Source organism: Anabaena sphaerica FACHB-251 (assembly GCF_014696825.1).
Taxonomy (GTDB): Bacteria; Cyanobacteriota; Cyanobacteriia; order Cyanobacteriales; family Nostocaceae; genus RDYJ01.
This window is the reverse complement of record NZ_JACJQU010000001.1, coordinates 770688-789682: the sequence shown is the minus strand read 5'-3', so window position 1 is coordinate 789682 and position 18995 is coordinate 770688. Positions and strand designations below refer to the sequence as shown.

Below are 18995 nucleotides of genomic sequence, written 5' to 3'. Positions count from 1 at the left end.
GATAGTTGAGAAAGTTATGCCACACTCCTGCTTTTATGACTGACTCCTGACTTCTGCTGTATCTTATTGATCTGATTTTTGGTCATACTTATTACCTACTTAAAAGCTGACCTACTTAAATGCGCTTGATCTACCACTGGACTGAGTTTACTTCCCGTTTTTACAGAATTCCCCTCAGACTACTATTAGTAGTTCCCTTTGTACTGCTGATTGTGGTAGCAGTAAGTTTAACCGGGTATCTATCCTTTACAAGTGGACAGAAAGCAGTCGCAAATTTAGCAGAGCAGGTAATTGAGCGCGTCAATGTTCAAGTTAAAACCCGTCTGAATGAATATTTAAACACACCACATATAATTAATCGCCTGAATTTGAATGCGGTGAAATTAGGTGAGTTAAATGTAGAGGATATTGAGCAAGTTCAACATCATCTTTGGGAACAAATTCATATTTTTGAAACTATTACAACTATTGGTTATGGAAATGAAAAAAGAGATACTATTGGCTACGCCAGATATCAAGGACAACTATTAGTATCTGTAAATCAAAAACCTGATTACGGGGTGCAGTATACTTATGTGACAGATAAAAATGGGAATCTAGCCAAGTTTTTGATCAAAAGAGATGTTGAATTGCATCGGACAGCTTGGTATAAAGTTGCTAAAAATTTTGGTAACAATAATTGGACGAAAATCTTTCCTTGGATGAATTATTCCTTGGCAGGAATTAATGCTTCTGCGCCTGTTTATGATCAAAATGGTAAGTTGCAAGGAGTATTTACTGTAGGTCTGATTTTGGAAGATATCAGCACCTTTTTAAATAATTTGAAACCTTCGGCCAACGGGCAAATTTTTATTATCGAAAAATCTGGGGATTTAGTAGCAAGCTCTACTTTAGAAAAGCCATACAATCATATTAATAAAAAATTTATTCGCCTAGCAGCTTCAGATAGTAAAAATCAATTGACGCAAAAGATAGCCCAGGAAATAAAGCATAAATTTGGTAATGTTGAGCAAATTAAAAAACCAGAAAAACTAATTTTTTATCAAAAAAGAGAACGCGATTTTGTAGAAATTCAGCCTTATCAAGATGAGTATGGTTTAGATTGGTTGGTAGTAACGGTTGTCCCAGAAAATGATTTTATGGCGGAAATTAATGCTAATCGCCGCACAACAATTATATTATGTGTGGGAGCATTGTTGGGAGCGATCGCACTAGCAACAATTATATCAAGTTGGATTACTAAACCTCTACGACGTTTAATTGTCATGAGTGAGGCAATAACAACAGGTGATCCTCATCAGACAATACCGGAAAGCTTGCCGATTCAAGAATTATCAAAATTGGCAAAATCTTTTAATCTAATGTCTGAGCAACTACGTCAAGCATTTGCTAGTTTAGCAGTTGCCCTAGAGGAATCAGAAGCCAAATTTACCAAATTGTTTGGTAATAGTCCTGACCCGATAGCGATCGCCACTTTGAAGGCAGGACGTTATTTAGAAGTTAATCAAAGTTTTTTGGAAGTTTCAGGATATAGCCGTGAAGAAGTCATTGGTAAAACTTCTGTGGAATTGAACTTATGGACAAATCTCCAAGACCGCGATCGCTACTTCCAAGCCATGCAAACAGATGGTTACATTCATAATTGGGAATTGAACTTTCGCATGAAATCGGGGGAAATTAGAACCCTGTTAGCTTCCGCAGAAGTAATTGAACTGCATGGAAAGCGATGCGCCATGATTATCGCCAAAGATATCACCGAGCGCAAACAAATTGAAGCTTCATTGCGTCAGAGTGAACAGACTACCCGCGCTTTAATTGCGGCTATTCCTGACTTACTTTTGCGTTTAGATTGCCATGGTAATTACAAGAATATCTTTGTAGGTAACGAATTTCAACCTATTCATCCTCATCGCAGTCGAGACGGGAAAAATATCTTTGATATCCTACCCCCCGACAGAGCAAAAGAGCGAATGTATTATGTAGAACAAGCACTACAAACAGGTAAACTTGAAACCTACGAACAGCAACTTGAGGTAGAGGGAAAAATTCAATATGAAGAAAGCCGGATTACTCCCCTCAATGACAATGAAGTTTTAGTCATGGTACGGGATATTACAACCCGGAAACAAACAGAGGAAGCTTTGCGGCGTTCTCAAGCCCAATTAGAACATCTAGCAACCTCTTCACCAGGAGTCATTTATTCTTTACTCATGCGTTCTGATGGCTTAACTACCTTTGAGTATGTGAATCAGGCGATCGCACATATTAACGAAGCTAAGGTTGAGGAGATTCTCAACGATGCAACAGTTGTCTTCAAGCAGTTTCATCCTGAAGATGTTCCCAGCTATATGCAGGCAGTTGAACGTAGTGCCTCTACTTTAGAAACATTTAGCCACGAATGGCGCATCATCACACCTTCCGGTAAACTGAAATGGTTACAAGCAACGTCCCAACCAGAACGCCGCGAGAATGGGGATATTTGTTGGCACGGCACTGCTCTGGATATTACTGAGCGCAAACAGGCGGAATTAGAATTAACACAGGCAAAAAAAGCAGCAGAAGCCGCCAACCGTGCCAAAAGCGAATTTTTAGCGAATATGAGTCATGAATTACGAACCCCCCTAAATGCCATTTTGGGATTCACTCAATTAATGCAGGGGGATACGACTCTCAATGCTGAACAAAAAGAAAATTTAGATATTATTATTGCCAGTGGTGAACACTTGCTGTCTTTAATTAATGATGTTTTAGAAATGTCAAAAATCGAAGCAGGGAAGATCACATTTAATAAAACTAATTTTCATCTTTCTACACTGATTGAATCTCTCCAATCAATGCTACAACTCAAAGCTACAGAAAAAGGAATTAAACTTTACTTTGATTTAGCCCCAAATTTACCCCAATGTATTCGCACAGACAAGGGTAAACTCAGACAAATTCTCCTGAACCTGCTCAGTAATGCCATTAAATTTACTCATCAGGGAAGTGTCACTTTCAAGGTAGAAGCGCAAGAAAAAAATACTCTAAAATTTGCAGTTATAGATACAGGAACAGGTATTGCTCCAGAAGAATTAAAACACCTTTTCAATCCTTTCGTCCAAACTGAATCAGGGCGTAAATCTCATCAAGGAACAGGTTTAGGTTTAGTCATTACTCGTAAATTTGTACAACTGATGGGAGGTGATATTCACGTTGACAGCACTTTAGGTAAGGGTAGTATATTTCACTTTACAATTCGCTTTCGCTCGGTTTTAGTTGATGCAGTTGCTTCACCATTATCAACGCGCAGAATTATGGCTTTGGCTCCCGACCAAACTCATTATAGAATTATGATTGCTGATGACATAGAAAATAATCGTCAGTTGTTAGTTAAGTTACTTCAACCTATTGGTTTTGAAGTTCGGGAAGCCAAGAATGGTAAAGAAGCAATAACATTATGGCAAGAATGGCAACCGCACCTAATTTGGATGGATATGCGAATGCCGGAAATAAATGGTTATACAGCTACTAAAATAATTCGCCAACTTAGTCAAGAACAGAACAAACCAGTAATTATTATTGCCTTAACTGCTAGTGTATTTGAAGAAGAAAGAGCCGCAATTAAAGCCGCTGGCTGTGATGAGATGGTACGTAAACCATTGCAAGCACAAATAATTTTTGATAAAATTTCGGAATTTTTACAGGTGCGGTATCTTTATGAAGATGATAAAATTAAACATACAAAACAACTTAATCTTCCTTTATTAGAAACATCAATTAAAACAGCATCTGAAGTAAAAATTCTCATAGCAGAAGATAACCTAGTAAATCAAAAAGTTGCTTTGCGTATTTTGCAAACCTTAGGCTACTCTGCTGATGTTGTGAATAATGGTAAAGAAGCAATCTCAGCACTAGACCAAAAATATTATAATTTAGTATTAATGGATATGCAAATGCCAGAAATGGATGGTTTAGAAGCAACACGCCAAATCTGCAAACATTGGCAACCTGATCAACGTCCTGTGATTATTGCAATGACAGCCAATGAAGAAGATAAAGATAGAGAATCTTGTTTACAAGCAGGGATGAATGATTTTCTAACTAAACCTATTCGTGTTCAGCAAGTTCGGGAGATGTTGGAAAAATATTTAAAATAAGGAGTCAGGATAATTTTGGATTTTGGATTTTGGATTGAAAAATCAAGAATTCCCTATTCCCTACCCTCACAGATATAGCGGTATGCACTTCAATGAGATACACAATTAACGTCAAAAATCCATACACTAAAAGATTTTTAACTCTGTTCCCTGTTCCCTGTTACCTATTCCCAGCTATATGAAACAACGATTAGATACATTATTAGTAGATTTGGGTTTATGTCCTTCCCGTCAGCAAGCACAAAGACTGATTCAAGCTGGGGAAGTGAGGGTAAATGAACAACTGATAGATAAACCTGGAACTGAGGTAGATACAACAGCACAGATAGTAGTTAAAGAACGTCCTCCCTTTGTTTCTCGTGGTGGTGAAAAACTATCTAAAGCTTTAGCCTTTTTTGGAATTTCCGCCGATGGACGTATTTGTTTAGATGGGGGAATATCTACAGGTGGTTTTACAGATTGTTTATTACAAAATGGTGCAACCCAAGTTTATGGAATTGATGTTGGTTACGGACAAGTTGACTGGAAAATCAGAACTGATGAACGAGTTATTTTAAAAGAACGTACTAATTTACGGGAATTACAACCAGAACAATTATATACAGATGGATCAACATTTCCTGATTTAGCTGTTGTAGATGTTTCCTTTATTTCTTTAACTAAAGTTTTACCAGCAATTTGGCGTTTGACACAAGCACCAAGGGAAGCAATTTTATTAGTAAAACCACAATTTGAAGTGGGTAAATCTCGTGTAGGTAAAAAAGGTGTAGTACGTGAGCCAAAAGATCATGCTGATGCCATTTTTCAAGTTTTGCGAACAGCGTTAGAATTAGGATGGAAATATCGGGGTTTGACATTTTCTCCCATCACTGGACCTGCGGGTAATATTGAATATCTTTTATGGTTAGGGATGGAAAGCGAAACACTACCACCAGATTTAGCAGTCATCCAAGAAATTACTAAGAATGCAGTGCAGGAGTTAGTAACAAAATGATCAGTAATAATCAGTTTGGTTTAAATTCTCTCTACGAGCAGAATTATCAATTATGGCTAGAGTCAACTATTGAAAATTTAAAACATCGTAATTTTGATAATTTAGATATTGATTTATTAGTAGAAGAAATCGAGGAAATGGGCGGTAGTTTAAAGGATGCTTTAGAAAACAATCTCATTGTAATTATAGCCCATCTCTTAAAATGTAAATATCAACCAGAAAAACGTTCTGGCAGTTGGCGAGCAAGTATTAAAGAACATCGCCGTCGTATTAATAAGTCTATCCAAAAACATCCTAGTTTGAAAAATTATTATGAGAGTATTTTTGCAGAATGTTACTCTCCCGCTTTAGATTGGGCTGCGGAAGAAACAGGATTATTACCTGATATATTCCCAGAGAAATGTCCCTTTACTACTCAACAGGTATTAGATAGTGAATTTTTCCCTTAGAGGATGTTTGATAGCTTGCGTGGCGTAGCTATAAACTTTTTTGTGTGGTATCTAATACTTGTAGATCCCCCTAAATCCCCCTTAAAAAGAGGAGGCAGTGCCTTGGGGTGCGGAAGGTGGGTATTAGGTGTTTTCAACAGATGTTGAATTGTTTGCTTCTGGATTACGATTTGTCCACTTTCGCAACGCCCAAAGGCTAATTAAAGCCGCTAATCCAGCACCGAGAGTGTCCATAACTAAATCAATAATTGTATCATCCAAGCTTTCAATTACTTGAGTATTGAGAATTTTACCAGCAGACCATTCCGTGACTTCCCACAAAGCACCAATAGCAATTCCAAAACTAGCAATTGTCACTAAATACAAAAGTGTATGATTCCGAAATATATTCAACATTGAACCATAGACTAAAAAACTAAGTGCTAGGGTAATTGCAAAAGTCGTATAAGCATGAACAATTTCGTCATAGGGGCCTGGCATACCAAATAAATCCCATACCCAACCAGTAGCATTGAGCAATGCGGCCAACACAAACAAAAAATCAAATAAAGTGGGTAATTTACTATCTCGGATAACAAACACAAAGGATACAACAAGGAAGAATGCAAGACCCAAGGCATTTGACCACTTACCTTGAACTGCTGCGACTATGACAAAAATTGTTAGTAGAGCCTGTCCTATCCATGCGATAATTCGATAACCTTTCCAATTCAGAATTTTCATAATTATTACCTCAAAACTATTAATTTAAAACGCCATTATCTGATTAATCCCAATCCTTATTATTGCCATCATTATTTAAATTTTTAATGACCTGATAATAACTCTCTTCTACATCTTTGCGGTCTTGTTCTTGTGATAATCCTTCACGGCTATCTTCTAAAATCATGTCAGCATGATGGCGCAGGCTTGCTTGATATTTAGAACTGTTGGTGTAAGTAGCAATTGCAGCTATAGCTTCTAACAAACGAATAGTTACTCCTGCATCCGACTTTCCATACTGCCGAATTTGGTTAAAAGCACAATCAACCAATCCTTGAAAATCTACTCTTTCAGCAATGAAGCGCAATTTTTTATTTTTATCGTAGCGATAGGGCGAAGGAAAATCTCGTTGAACTAAGTGGCACAGTCCTGCGCTAATTCGGTCAATACAGCGAATTGCAGTAAATGGATCATTCACAGCAGGAGAGATGGCACGCAGAGCAATTTCTACTAACTGATTGATAGGAAATTCTACATCCTGCTGCTCTGTACGTTCTTTGCCCAAAATAAAGGCATCATTGATTTGTTTGGTAAGTTTTTTATTTACTTTTTTCCGAGGAAAAACCAGGGCTAAATCGCTACCTTGAATTAAAAATTTTCCTGGTCTAACCTTAAGGCGTATTAGCAAATTATGTTTACAAGCAATTTCCATAAATTCTTCGTCATCAATTGCTTGTAAATAACCAGTTCCATTAGCTCGAATTGGTAAAGCTTCCTCCTCAAAGGAGATGGGAATTTCTTCAACTCCAAGGCTATCTTCTGGTTTACCATGCCCAATCTTTTCGGGGAATAACCGTTCAATTGCTGAATGTAAATCCTCACTAACATTTTGGATTACGTGAGATGCCTGAATTATGGTTGAAGCATGATGGATAAAATAAATTAATACACCAATGCTAATAATTGCCAGTAAAGTGCCGATTGTAACTGAAAGTTGTGGCACATACTGTTCGTATCCATCTCCTTTTCCATGAATTGTCCGCAGTACAAGCAAGCAGTAGATGAACGTACCAATAAATGTGCCTAGTACAATTTGATTACCTGTATCCTGCATAAAATTACGCAGAAGTCGCGGCCCGAAATTGGAAGCAGCCAACTGAAGTGCCACAATTGTAATTGAAAAGGCTGTAGCAGCAACGCTAATCATCGAACCTGCAACCGATCCTAACAGCGATCGCGCTCCATCCGCCCCACCTGTGTAAATCCACCAATAATCAATGTTTACCTTGCCTGTGCGGTCAAGATTAAGCATTGTGAAAGCCAAAGCAGTAGCTACCACCGCCATAACCGCCGGTATGAACCAGTAACTTGAGTGGAGCTGATCCCACAGTTTGCTTATCTTGACATTTCTCATTGTTCGTTGGTTTGAGAATCTACTTTACCGTTGTTATCTTGTGAAGATCGCACTTGGGCAAGTAACCTGAGTGAATCGCTGATGCGGCGAGGCTTCGGTACTTCACCTTTACCAGATGGCCAACCTTCACGCTGGCGGGAACGGTTTCCATCTGTCTCTTCTGTCTGGTCGTGGAACAGAATTTGTTGAGTTGGGAAGGGCAAATCAATGCCGTTTGCAACGAGCGTTTTCTTAATTGCAGTAATCACTTTATCCCGCGAAATAAGATTATCTGCGCGTCGTGGTGGATGAACCCACCAACGCACACGGATGTTAACAGTGCTTTCGGCAAGTTCCATTACTAGTACATCAGGAGCCGGATCTTTTAAAACTTCATTTACACTAAGCATTGCGTCTAGCATTAACTGCTTGGCACGGTCAATGTCGTCGCCGTAGCCAATGCCGACATCGTACTCTAATCGTCGGTTATCAAAGGCAGTGTTGACAGTTACCGAATTAGTAAATAATTCCGAGTTCGGAATGACAATCCGCCTACCATCATAAGTTCTGATTGTAGTTGCTCTTGTTTGGATATTTTCAACTGTTCCTTCAAAGCCTTTAAAAACAATTTGATCGTCGATTTGGAACGGCTCAGTCAACAGAATTAAAATCCCAGCTAAGAAATTTTGTAAAATATCGCGGAAAGCAAAACCAATTGCAACACCACTAATTCCCAAAAGTTGGACTAAATCACCTGCTTTGAATGAGGGAATTACAATGGAAAGGGCGATAAACAAACCAATCAAAATGGTTATGCCCTGAGCTAACCTTCCCAGGACTAATCCAAGATTACGGGCGGAGCGACGATTGCGGGTTAACCGCTTAACCAGTACCTTAATTCTGCCAGCAATAAACAAAAAGACTATAAAGACAATTAACCCTAACAGAAGGTTAGGTAGCAAAACTATAAACCCGTTAATCATGCTTTGAACTTTATCCCAAGCTGCGGAGATTTCTGCATTCATGAACTTTCCTCAGTAATTAATTTTTGCTCATATCAACGCTGTGAATTTTGATGCAATAATTCTTGAATTTCCTGTCGCAATGCGGCGATTTCAGTCTGAAGTACTTGAATAGATTTCGCTCCAGCTAACTCTGCTTCATCATCATCAGCATCACGACCAATAAAGAACGTTGCCAGAGTTGCAGTCACATAGCCAAACACGGCAAACGCATACAATGCTAGGAAAAAACAAAGCACCCGACCTTCGGGCGTTTTCGGCCAATACTCAGAACCCATCGTTGTGATCAGCATTGCTGTCCACCATAAAGCAGTACCGTAATTGTGCAGCCCAGATTCCACAGGCACTTCATTCTCAAACGCATACATCCCTGCTGCTCCTAGTACAGTAACAATCATTGTTAACGCCACAACATAACTAAACCCTCGACGGGTCCCACTTGCTGCTAAAATCCGCATACTTCTGTTAGCACGAGTCATGACTCGTAACAGTTGGAGTCCTCTTACAGCCCGTGCTGTTCGGAGTATTTTTATGACTCGTATAATCCGAAAAGTACGCAGTGCTGGCAAAAACAGAGAAATAACTGTTAGCCAGTTGCTTTTGATATAGGAAATTCTATGAGGGGCGATCGCTAGTTTCAGCAGAAAATCTAAAATAAAAATAATCCAGATAGTGATGCTAACAGCTTCCAGTAAAGAATTTAACCCCCAGATCATCTCGATGATGAATAGTGCTAACCACGCAAAGCCCAGCACCAGCATAGGAGTTTCTAGCCAATCTTCTAACTGCTGTAAGACTTCGATGCGTTCTTTTTCTAGGGCTTGTTTTTCTAGCTGAGAGCTATTCATAATATCAATTCGTAATTCGTAATTAATAGCGGATTTGGGAAAATTCGTATTATTGCCTAGCTGCCGGAGGCTCTAGAACATTTACACTAACTAAAGGTGTGACGTTGAGGTTTTGTTTTAATAATTGGGTTTGAATTGATTGGGTGAGGCGAGCGCGAATTTCTTCGTTAGAGGCTGTAATTTGCGGTTGACGCTGTACATAAAAACAGATAGCAGGGTATCTTGTCCTGCAATATTGGCTCGTGTAAAGCGCACATTCGATTCGACTAATTTTGCTAAACCAACTTGTTCCACAGTTTTCTGGACTTGGGCGTTGGCACGTTGGGCAAGACTAGAGCGTTGGAGATTAGGCGAATTTATGAACTGCCAAGTGAGTAAACCTGCCAATGCGAAGATAGTGATTGTCAAGGCAGAAAAAAAGACTCGTTTTTTACCACGCTGATAGCGAGTTTCTTGAGCAGACAACCCGAACACTCGAAACAACAAAGCTGCTGAGAAGTTAATACCGCATAGTTGTAAAAACAGTAAGAACAGCCCCGAAATTGCCATGTCCCATCTGCCAATGGCACTGGCCATACCCACGATTCCCGCAGGTGGAGCTAAGGAAGCCGCAACTAACATTCCTGTCGCTGCTCCAGATACTAAACTACTCCGCTCTGACTGTACCAAGTTAAGCGCCCCTGCTGCTCCGGCTGCCAATGGTAAAATCACTGCCACTGCTGAAACCTGACTGCTTTCTAACATTAAACTGGTGGGAATTTCTTGCCGTAATATCAGGCTAAGTAGCCAAGTAGTGGCAATTATGACTGTTAAAGCGGCAAAATATCGTAAAATACTCCGTCCTAAGAGTTTGCGATCGCCCCATGCAGTAGCGATCGCTGTATTCATTGCCGGGCCTGCAAACGGTGCTATCAGCATCGCCGCCACCAGCAAGTAAGTTGTATTAGTATACAAGCCAATCCAGACCACAAAGCCTGCGAGTGCTGCATAACCAAGAAAGCCTCGCCATGAGCCAAAGCTTTGCAAACCGGAGAGAAAAATCTCAATCGGACTGCGTTCCTCTACATCCACAACCTGCTGTGGTGCTGATGACGCAGGTGGTTGCAGAGCCATCACACCAGTTGGTATGAGCGTGATGTGTACTTTGGGCAAGTCTTGCAACTGCTCTACCAGTTCCCCAACCTTTTGATTTGAAATGTGAACCATTACCAGATCAATTGGTTCATCTGCATTCCCTTCAAACTGTGCCAGATTTGCGCCATTATGAGATTTAGCAAGATCAATAACGGCTTTTCCGTTTCCGCGCGGCACTTGGATAATGAGTTGACGCATTTTCACCTCCTATCGGTAACCATCTTCCTTTTTTAGGCGATCGCTCTACTACCAAAAGAGATATCTTGTGAAAAAGAACATAAAATACTCGTAAGGATTCAGGATTCAGGATTGTTTCAAGATTTTAATTCTTCATTAACCATTAACAGCAATTTTTGTTTTGTCTGATGCGTTATTTATGACTAATGGAATAAAGTAATTTCATTCTCTGGTAGTAATTTATTTTTTGAAAAGTATAAATTCACTAAAGGCTTACTGTTTATTAATTACTATATAAATTATTAGAGAACTAAATTGAAAAACAATAGGAGGCATATCATGACTCGGTTAGTGAAAAAGTAGGTTTTTTAAAAAAGTAGAGATGACTGACCATCAATTTAGTAGTTCGTTTGTGACTATAACCCACATTCCTCACCCTAACTGTCACATAGGAAAATTACTGTGGTAAAAAAGAAGTTTTTACCCATTACCCATTACCCAGTTATCAATCTAGCTTTTGGTAGTCTTTAATCAGAGTCATCTTTGTTAGCGTGATCATGTAGGGTTTATTCTCAGCCAGAGGTTAAATATGGCTAAATTAAGTTTGCGTCGTCCCCAAAATGTCAACGGCGATTTTTACGTTGATACCACTTGTATTGATTGTGATACTTGTCGTTGGATGGCTTCTGAAGTATTTTCTCGTAGTGGTGAACAATCAGCAGTTTATCATCAACCAACAAATGATACCGAAAGATTAGCAGCACTACAAGCACTTTTATCTTGTCCTACTTGTTCTATTGGTACAATAGAAACACCAAAAGATATTCAATGTGTGCAACAAACATTGCCAATTTTAATAAATGCAAATATTTACCATTGTGGCTATCATTCAGAAAAATCTTTTGCTGCTACTTCTTATTTAATTCAACTGCCAGAAGGTAACATTTTAGTAGATTCTCCCCGCTTTACTTCACCTTTAGTTAAGCGTCTAGAAGAGATGGGAGGAATTAGTTATATGTTCCTATCTCACAAAGACGATATTGCAGATCATCAAAAATTTGCCGAACATTTTCACTGTCAACGTATTTTGCATATTGATGATATTGCTCCAGATACACGCAATATAGAAATACAGTTGACAAGTTCAGAACCATTTCAACTCACACCAGATTTATTAATCATCCCTGTTCCCGGTCACACCAAAGGACATACAGTTTTACTCTATAAAAATAAATTTCTGTTTACAGGAGATCATCTTGCTTGGTCAGAAGATTTTCAGCAGTTAGTGGCTTTTCGTGATTTCTGTTGGTATTCCTGGTCAGAACAGATTAAATCTATGCGTAAATTGGCCAATTACTCCTTTGAGTGGGTGCTACCAGGTCATGGACGACGGTTTCATGCTGACACTGAGATTATGCAACAACAGATGCACAGGTGTATTGATTTTATGGAAGCTTTTCACGCTAAAGCACTAACTACAAGCCAATAGCTGATTTAACTCATCACTGATGACGAATCCTAGAGGTAGAATAGAGAGATTGTGAAAAGACATAAAGACAAATGTTTTGGGCTGATAAAATCGCTGCTGATGCACAAGGCTACCAGGTAGTTAATGATTCTAAGACTCCATCAGGTAGAGTCCACGTCGGGTCATTGCGGGGTGTGGTTATCCATGACGTTATTTACCGTGCCTTGAAACACGCAGGTAAGCCCGTGAAATTCTTGTACGGTGTGGATGACTATGACGCGCTGGATACAGTTCCCAAATACCTAGACCAAGAAAAATTTTCTCCTTATTTGGGTTTTCCTTTGTGTAACGTTCCTTCACCTGGAGAAGGTGCAAGTGATTACGCTAAATATTTCATTGGCGAATTTTTTGAAGTTTTTGAGTATTTAGGAATTAAACCAGAAACTTATTTTTTACGTGATTTATATCGTTCTGGAAAACTAAATTCCCATATCGACACTTTTTTAAAAAATGCTCACCTAGTCCGAGAAGCATATAAAGAAGTAAGTAAAGCAGACCGCCCCAATAACTGGTATCCTTTTCAAGTTATTTGTGAAAATTGCGGCAAAATCGCCACAACTGTAACTACAGACTATAACGGTTCAGAAGTTTTTTACACTTGTAATCCAGATGCAACTGACTATACAAAAGGTTGTGGTCATTCTGGTTGGGTTTCTCCTTTTGATGGTAATGGTAAATTACCTTGGAAAGTGGAATGGGTTGCGAAGTGGGATGTCGTAGGTGTAACTATCGAAATGGCAGGTAAAGACCACTCTCAAAAAGGTGGTTCTAGAGATGTGGCTAATGCTATTTGTCGCAAGGTTTTAAATAAGCAACCTCCTTTTCATTCACCGTATGAATTTATTCTCGTTAATGGTACGAAGATGAGTTCTTCTAAGGGTGTGGGTTCTAGTGCAGAAGAAATTGCTGCTTTACTTCCTCCTGAGTTATTACGCTTTTTGATGTTAAGAACTCAGCCGAGAACAGTAATTAATTTTGCACCCAATTATGAAACCGTCACTCGTTTATTCAGAGACTACGATATTTTAATTAACAAATATCCCCAAGCTTCTGAATTAACTGAAGAACTAATGCCGTTATTTTACGCGCAATTAGGTGATGAAATTAAACCTTTCCAACCTTTTGATTTTAGTACGCTGATTTCTTTGTTACAAGTTCCGCGTTTAAATATTCAAGATGAGGTTGTACAACGCAGTCAACAGCCTTTAACTGAGTATGATCAATTCATTGTCAATCAAAGAATTGCTTCGGCTCAAAAGTGGTTGCAAGACTACGCAGATGAGGAAGAAAAGTTAGTTCTTTATTTAGAACAAGTTCCAGAAAAAGCAAATGATTTGAATGAGGAACAAGTTGCTTATTTGCAGAAATTAGCAGAGAATTTGCAGAATATTTCTAACTGGGATGCTGAGGAATTGCAAACTTTGATTTTCTCAACTACTAAGGAGTTAGGTATTCAACAAGCAATTGCTTTTAAGGCTTTGTATCTATCGTTTTTAAATAAAGAACGAGGTCCAAAAGCCGGCGGTTTGTTTTCTTATTTAGAGAAGTCTTTTGTGATTTCCAGGTTGCAGGATGTTGTTGCTTTGAATCAGTCTCAGGAAAAAGCGGAAGTTTAAATTATTCTTGTTCCCTGTCTCTGACAGGGACTACAGTTTATGGTAAAAATTCCATATCCAGAATTTGAGTCACAGTGTAAGGTAAATCTGCTGGAAAGGTATTTTGAGAAATTCCTGTTTCGTTACTTGCTAGTTTTTTGCCTCTGCGGTAACACTCAGCTAAGACTTCTTCTAAATAAGGATTAAGACTAGGACTATCTTGGAATAAATCTTCAATGCGGTTGCGTTGTTCTGTAATTGTATTTTGCCAAGAGCCACTTCGCAAGCTCGGCTGATATTGCCATTTTAGCAAATGCTGTAACAATACCTCCAATCGGCTTTTCAACTCTCGTTTATCTGACCTTCCCAAGCTTTCGATCTCCTCAACAACCGCTTCCCAATCTACCCTATCCCATTTTCCGGCGCGGATTAACTCAGCCGTTTGCTGTGTCCATGCTAGAAAATCAGTATCATACAACCGGATTGCTGTCTTGGGAATAGAAACCATGATGTTTTTGCAATCTTGTTTGGATTGGTTTATTAATCTACTATTTTAACTCTGAATCAGCAACAGGGAATACATTTAATGAGTCTCTAACTCATATTTAATGTTAGCACAAGGCAGATCCTTCTTGATTGCATTCCTGCATTCCCAGGTTCTACCTGGGAACGAGGAACGAGGAAGTAATTCAGGAGTTTGCGAAAAAATGATGAATAATCAAGGTTAAAAGTGATTTTTTAAAAGCTTGACAGGCAAATATGTGTGATGGTATAAAAAGTAAAAATCTTTATACCAAGTTTTGTTTATGCTTGATAAAATTATTGACGCATTAATTGGGGAAGCAGTAGGTAAAGTCTTAGATAAATTAGAGTACAGTGAAACTCGATTACGACTTTTAAATAAATTTGATTTAAAACCAGAGACACCACCTAATGATTTTGATGGCGTTTATGTTTATACTTTGATTGAGTATGGAGTCGGGAAACCAAAAGCTATTTTACAGTTATTTAAAGAACAAAAAATTAAAGAAGAGTTTCAGAAAGCATTTAGTCAAAATAAAAGTTTTAATATTCAAACATTAGATAATTATATTCAAAGTTCTGATATTGGCGATAAAATCAAAGATCAAAAAATTGATTATCGTCGAGAATTGGCTGAATTTGCCCGTTTATTTGTGGAAATTGCCAAACGACCTAGAACAGCAACGGAAATTTTACAAGACCATAAATTAGAGAATTTACAAAATAGTTTAACTCAAGTTCGGGAACAAATTAACCAACTTAGTTTACCGGAGATTCAAAAACAAATTGCCCAAATAGTACAAAGTCAACAGCAATTATTACCACCTGCGGAAATTGTCAGAGAAACAGAATTAGCTAAACAATTAAAAAAATGGTTTGAAACACTGGGTTATAAATTTGAACAATACGAAGTCTTAGAAAAAGATTATTTTGAATGGATTATTAATATCCCCAAACGGCGAGGATATGACCGGATTTTGATTCACGGAGTAGAAGCAGAAGCGGGAATTAATGATATTAATGCAGTAAAACAAGCTGTAGAAACTCAAAAAGTTGATGAATGTTGGATTGTTGCACCGCGTCGAGTTAGTAAATTAGCCAGAACCGAAGTTGAAAAAGCTGAAAATAGCCATATTTTTTGTTATTCATTTGATGAATTAATTGAAGCTGATGCTGATTTTAGTGGTTATTTTGATTGGTTAGAAACAGAAGTTAAAAGCAGAGGAATTGATCAATATTATGTTCCCTTAGCTTGTACTAAAGAGGAAATTAACCCCAAAACGAAACAACGTATTGGTATTAGTCATTATGGTCAAGAAGATGGATGGATTGAAGGTTATATTAATCAATGGTTAGATGATCCGGTTAAAGAACATTTATCAATTTTAGGGGAATTTGGTACAGGTAAAACTTGGTTTGCTTTTCATTATGCTTGGTTAGCTTTACAGGAATATTTAAAAGCAAAAAATAACGGTACTGAAAGACCGCGTATTCCCTTAGTGATTCCTTTAAGAGATTATGCCAAAGCGGTGAGTATTGAATCTCTATTTTCTGAGTTCTTTTTCCGTAAACATCAAATTGGTTTATCTGGATATTCTGCCTTTGAACAACTTAACCGCATGGGCAAATTATTATTAATCTTTGATGGTTTTGACGAAATGGCTGCACGGGTAGATCGTCAAGCGATGATTAATAATTTCTGGGAGTTAGCCAAAGTTGTAGGAACAGAAGGAACGAAAGCAATTTTAACTTGTCGGACGGAACATTTCCCTGAAGCATTGGAAGGACGCAGACTGTTAAATGCAGAATTACAAGCATCTACTTCTAATTTAACAGGAGAACAGCCCCAATTTGAAGTTTTAGAATTAGAAAAATTTGATGATGAACAAATTAAACAGGTACTTGATTTTAAAGCTAAACCAGAAACCGTTGCTAGTGTAATTAACAATCAACAATTATTAGACTTAGCACGTCGTCCGGTGATGATTGATTTAATTATGGAAGCATTACCGGATATTGAATCTGGTAAACCTGTGGATATTTCCCGTGTTTATCTCTATGCAGTGCGGCAGAAAATGGAACGGGATATTAAATCGGCACGCACTTTTACCTCAATAGCAGATAAATTATATTTCCTGTGTGAATTATCCTGGGAAATGCTGTCAAATGACAAAATGAGTTTAAATTATAAAGAATTTCCTGACCGGATTCGGAGTTGTTTTAGCAAAGAAATCCAGGAACAAAAAGATTTAGATCATTGGCATTACGATATGATGGGGCAAACCATGTTAATTAGAAATGCTGATGGTGATTATTCTCCTGCCCATAGGTCATTATTAGAGTTTTTTGTTGCTTATAAATTGGGACGAGACTTAGGAATTTTAACCGCAGATTTTCGAGAATTTGCGGATGTTCGCCCCTGCCACCAAGAAAAAATAGACCCTACCGGGAATTTTGGGAAAACTCTGTTAGCCAAAGCCGTCTTAGATTTGATGTTTCTCATGTTGTCAGCAGCAGCTAATCAACGTTTATTAGAAGTAGTCAAAGCCACCAAAGGTAAAACCGAAGCAGAAGCAGGTTTTTGTGGCAGTAATGCGGTACAGTTGTTACTCAAAGGGAGTCGCTTTGCTTTAGAAAAACAGGATTTGAGTGAGACAGTTATACCTGATGTAAATTTTGGTTTGGCTAGTTTGTCTAATGTCAACCTGACTGGGGCAAATTTAACAGATACTTTTTTTGCTAAGGCATTAGGATCAGTTTATTCCCTTGCTTATAGTCCAGATGGAAAATACCTGGTTACAGGAGATAGTAACGGTAGAGTCCAAATTTGGAATGCCGTAACAGGAAGGGAAATATTGACATTTGTAGGTCATAGCAATTGCGTTAACTCAGTAGCCTGGAGTGGAGATGGTCTGACTTTGGCTAGTGGTAGTTCTGATAAAACGGTGAAACTGTGGGATGTGCAAACTGGGGACTGTGTGCGGACTTTACAGGGTCATAGCAGTTTGGTGAGGTCAGTAGCCTGGAGTGGAGATGGTCTGACCTTGGCTAGTGGTAGTTCTGATAAAACGGTGAAACTGTGGGATGTGCAAACTGGGGACTGTGTGCGGACTTTACAGGGTCATAGCAGTTTGGTGAGGTCAGTAGCCTGGAGTGGAGATGGTCTGACCTTGGCTAGTGGTAGTTCTGATAAAACGGTGAAACTGTGGGATGTGCAAACTGGGGACTGTGTGCGGACTTTACAGGGTCATAGCAGTTTGGTGAGGTCAGTAGCCTGGAGTGGAGATGGTCTGACCTTGGCTAGTGGTAGTAGTGATAAAACGGTGAAACTGTGGGATGTGCAAACTGGGGACTGTGTGCGAACCCTAGAGGGTCATAGCAGTTGGGTTAACTCAGTAGCCTGGAGTGGAGATGGTCAGACTTTGGCTAGTGGTAGTGATGATCATACGGTGAAACTGTGGGATGTGCAGACTGGGGACTGTGTGCGAACCCTAGAGGGTCATAGCAGTTGGGTGAGGTCAGTAGCCTGGAGTGGAGATGGTCTGACCTTGGCTAGTGGTAGTTCTGATCATACGGTGAAACTGTGGGATGTGCAAACTGGGGACTGTGTGCGAACCCTAGAGGGTCATAGCAGTTGGGTTAACTCAGTAGCCTGGAGTGGAGATGGTCTGACTTTGGCTAGTGGTAGTGATGATCATACGGTGAAACTGTGGGATGTGCAGACAGGGGACTGTGTGCGGACTTTACAGGGTCATAGCGATTGCGTTAACTCAGTAGCTTGGAGTGGAGATGGTCTGACTTTGGCTAGTGGTAGTGATGATCATACGGTGAAACTGTGGGATGTGCAGACAGGGGACTGTGTGCGAACTTTACAGGGTCATAGCGATTGGGTTAACTCAGTAGCCTGGAGTGGAGATGGTCTGACCTTGGCTAGTGGTAGTAGTGATAATACGGTGAAACTGTGGGATGTGCAGTCTGGGGACTGTGTGCGAACTTTACAGGGTCATAGCAGTGGGGTTAGGTCAGTAGCCTGGAGTAGAGATGGTCTGACCTTGGCTAGTGGTAGTAGTGATAATACGGTGAAACTGTGGAATGTCCAGACTGAGGACTGTGTGCAAACCCTAGAGGGTCATAGCGATTCGGTTTGGTCAGTAGCCTGGAGTGGAGATGGTCAAACTTTGGCTAGTGGTAGTTATGATACAACCGTGAAACTGTGGAATGTCCAGACTGGGGACTGTGTGCGATCGCTAGAGGGTCATAGCGATTCGGGTTGGTCAGTAGCCTGGAGTGGGGATGGTCAAACCTTGGCTAGTGGTAGTGGTGATCAGACGGTGAAACTGTGGTATGTGCAGACTGGTGAATGTATTGCTACCTTTGACCATAGGTTATATGCAGGGTTGAAAATTAAGGGAATGAAGGGGTTAAGCCGTGCGGAAATATTGACTTTGAAGGCATTGGGGGCTGTGGAATAAACAGCCAGAAACTTTTAAAACAA

The 18995-nt window shown here is 39.3% G+C and carries 11 protein-coding genes and 1 pseudogene; 6 read left to right on the top strand and 6 right to left on the bottom strand.

From position 1 onward, the window contains the following. The first annotated feature begins 119 nt into the window (after positions 1–119). The 3 genes from H6G06_RS03485 to H6G06_RS03475 all read left to right on the top strand — a co-directional run bounded on the left by H6G06_RS03485 (position 120) and on the right by H6G06_RS03475 (position 5579). Positions 120–4136, top strand: coding sequence for a response regulator (locus H6G06_RS03485; RefSeq protein WP_190557090.1), 4017 nt, complete (start codon positions 120–122; stop codon positions 4134–4136). A 178-nt stretch (positions 4137–4314) separates the two neighbouring features. After that, entirely contained in the window at positions 4315–5130 is an 816-nt protein-coding gene (locus H6G06_RS03480) for a TlyA family RNA methyltransferase (protein WP_190557088.1), read from the top strand. After that, a complete protein-coding gene (locus tag H6G06_RS03475; protein ID WP_190557086.1) occupies positions 5127–5579 on the top strand; it encodes a DUF29 domain-containing protein in 453 nt (150 codons plus the stop codon). The genes H6G06_RS03480 and H6G06_RS03475 overlap by 4 nt, the downstream gene beginning before the upstream one ends. Positions 5580–5702: 123 nt before the next feature. On the opposite strand, the gene H6G06_RS03470 is transcribed toward H6G06_RS03475, so the two are convergent. The 5 genes and pseudogenes from H6G06_RS03470 to H6G06_RS03450 all read right to left on the bottom strand — a co-directional run bounded on the left by H6G06_RS03470 (position 5703) and on the right by H6G06_RS03450 (position 10876). Continuing rightward, the gene (locus tag H6G06_RS03470) at positions 5703–6302 is read right to left on the bottom strand and encodes a DUF2238 domain-containing protein (protein WP_190557084.1); all 600 of its coding nucleotides are present in this window, start codon (positions 6300–6302) and stop codon (positions 5703–5705) included. Between the two features lie 43 nt (positions 6303–6345). Then, positions 6346–7695, bottom strand: a complete 1350-nt coding sequence (locus H6G06_RS03465) for a DUF2254 domain-containing protein (RefSeq protein ID WP_190557082.1) — start codon at positions 7693–7695, stop codon at positions 6346–6348. Further along, the gene (locus H6G06_RS03460; RefSeq protein ID WP_190557080.1) at positions 7692–8699 is read right to left on the bottom strand and encodes a mechanosensitive ion channel family protein; all 1008 of its coding nucleotides are present in this window, start codon (positions 8697–8699) and stop codon (positions 7692–7694) included. The genes H6G06_RS03465 and H6G06_RS03460 overlap by 4 nt, the downstream gene beginning before the upstream one ends. Positions 8700–8731: 32 nt before the next feature. Next, positions 8732–9544 carry an ion transporter gene (locus H6G06_RS03455; protein WP_190557078.1) on the bottom strand — a complete coding sequence of 271 codons (813 nt, stop codon included), beginning with the start codon at positions 9542–9544 and terminating at the stop codon, positions 8732–8734. Positions 9545–9593: 49 nt separating this feature from the next. After that, positions 9594–10876, bottom strand: a pseudogene (locus H6G06_RS03450) (DUF389 domain-containing protein). A gap of 568 nt (positions 10877–11444) precedes the next feature. Between H6G06_RS03450 and H6G06_RS03445 the strand changes: the two are divergent. Together H6G06_RS03445 and lysS are read left to right on the top strand one after the other, a co-directional pair. Further along, complete coding sequence (locus H6G06_RS03445; protein WP_190557076.1) at positions 11445–12344, top strand: MBL fold metallo-hydrolase; 900 nt, start codon at positions 11445–11447, stop codon at positions 12342–12344. Between the two features lie 71 nt (positions 12345–12415). Next, entirely contained in the window at positions 12416–13999 is a 1584-nt protein-coding gene (gene lysS / locus H6G06_RS03440; RefSeq protein WP_190557074.1) for a lysine--tRNA ligase, read from the top strand. Positions 14000–14036: 37 nt separating this feature from the next. On the opposite strand, the gene H6G06_RS03435 is transcribed toward lysS, so the two are convergent. Continuing rightward, positions 14037–14486, bottom strand: coding sequence for a DUF29 domain-containing protein (locus H6G06_RS03435; protein WP_190557072.1), 450 nt, complete (start codon positions 14484–14486; stop codon positions 14037–14039). A gap of 298 nt (positions 14487–14784) precedes the next feature. On the opposite strand from H6G06_RS03435, the gene H6G06_RS03430 reads away from it, so the two are divergent. Then, a complete protein-coding gene (locus H6G06_RS03430; RefSeq protein WP_242039580.1) occupies positions 14785–18972 on the top strand; it encodes a WD40 domain-containing protein in 4188 nt (1395 codons plus the stop codon). Positions 18973–18995 lie beyond the last annotated feature (23 nt).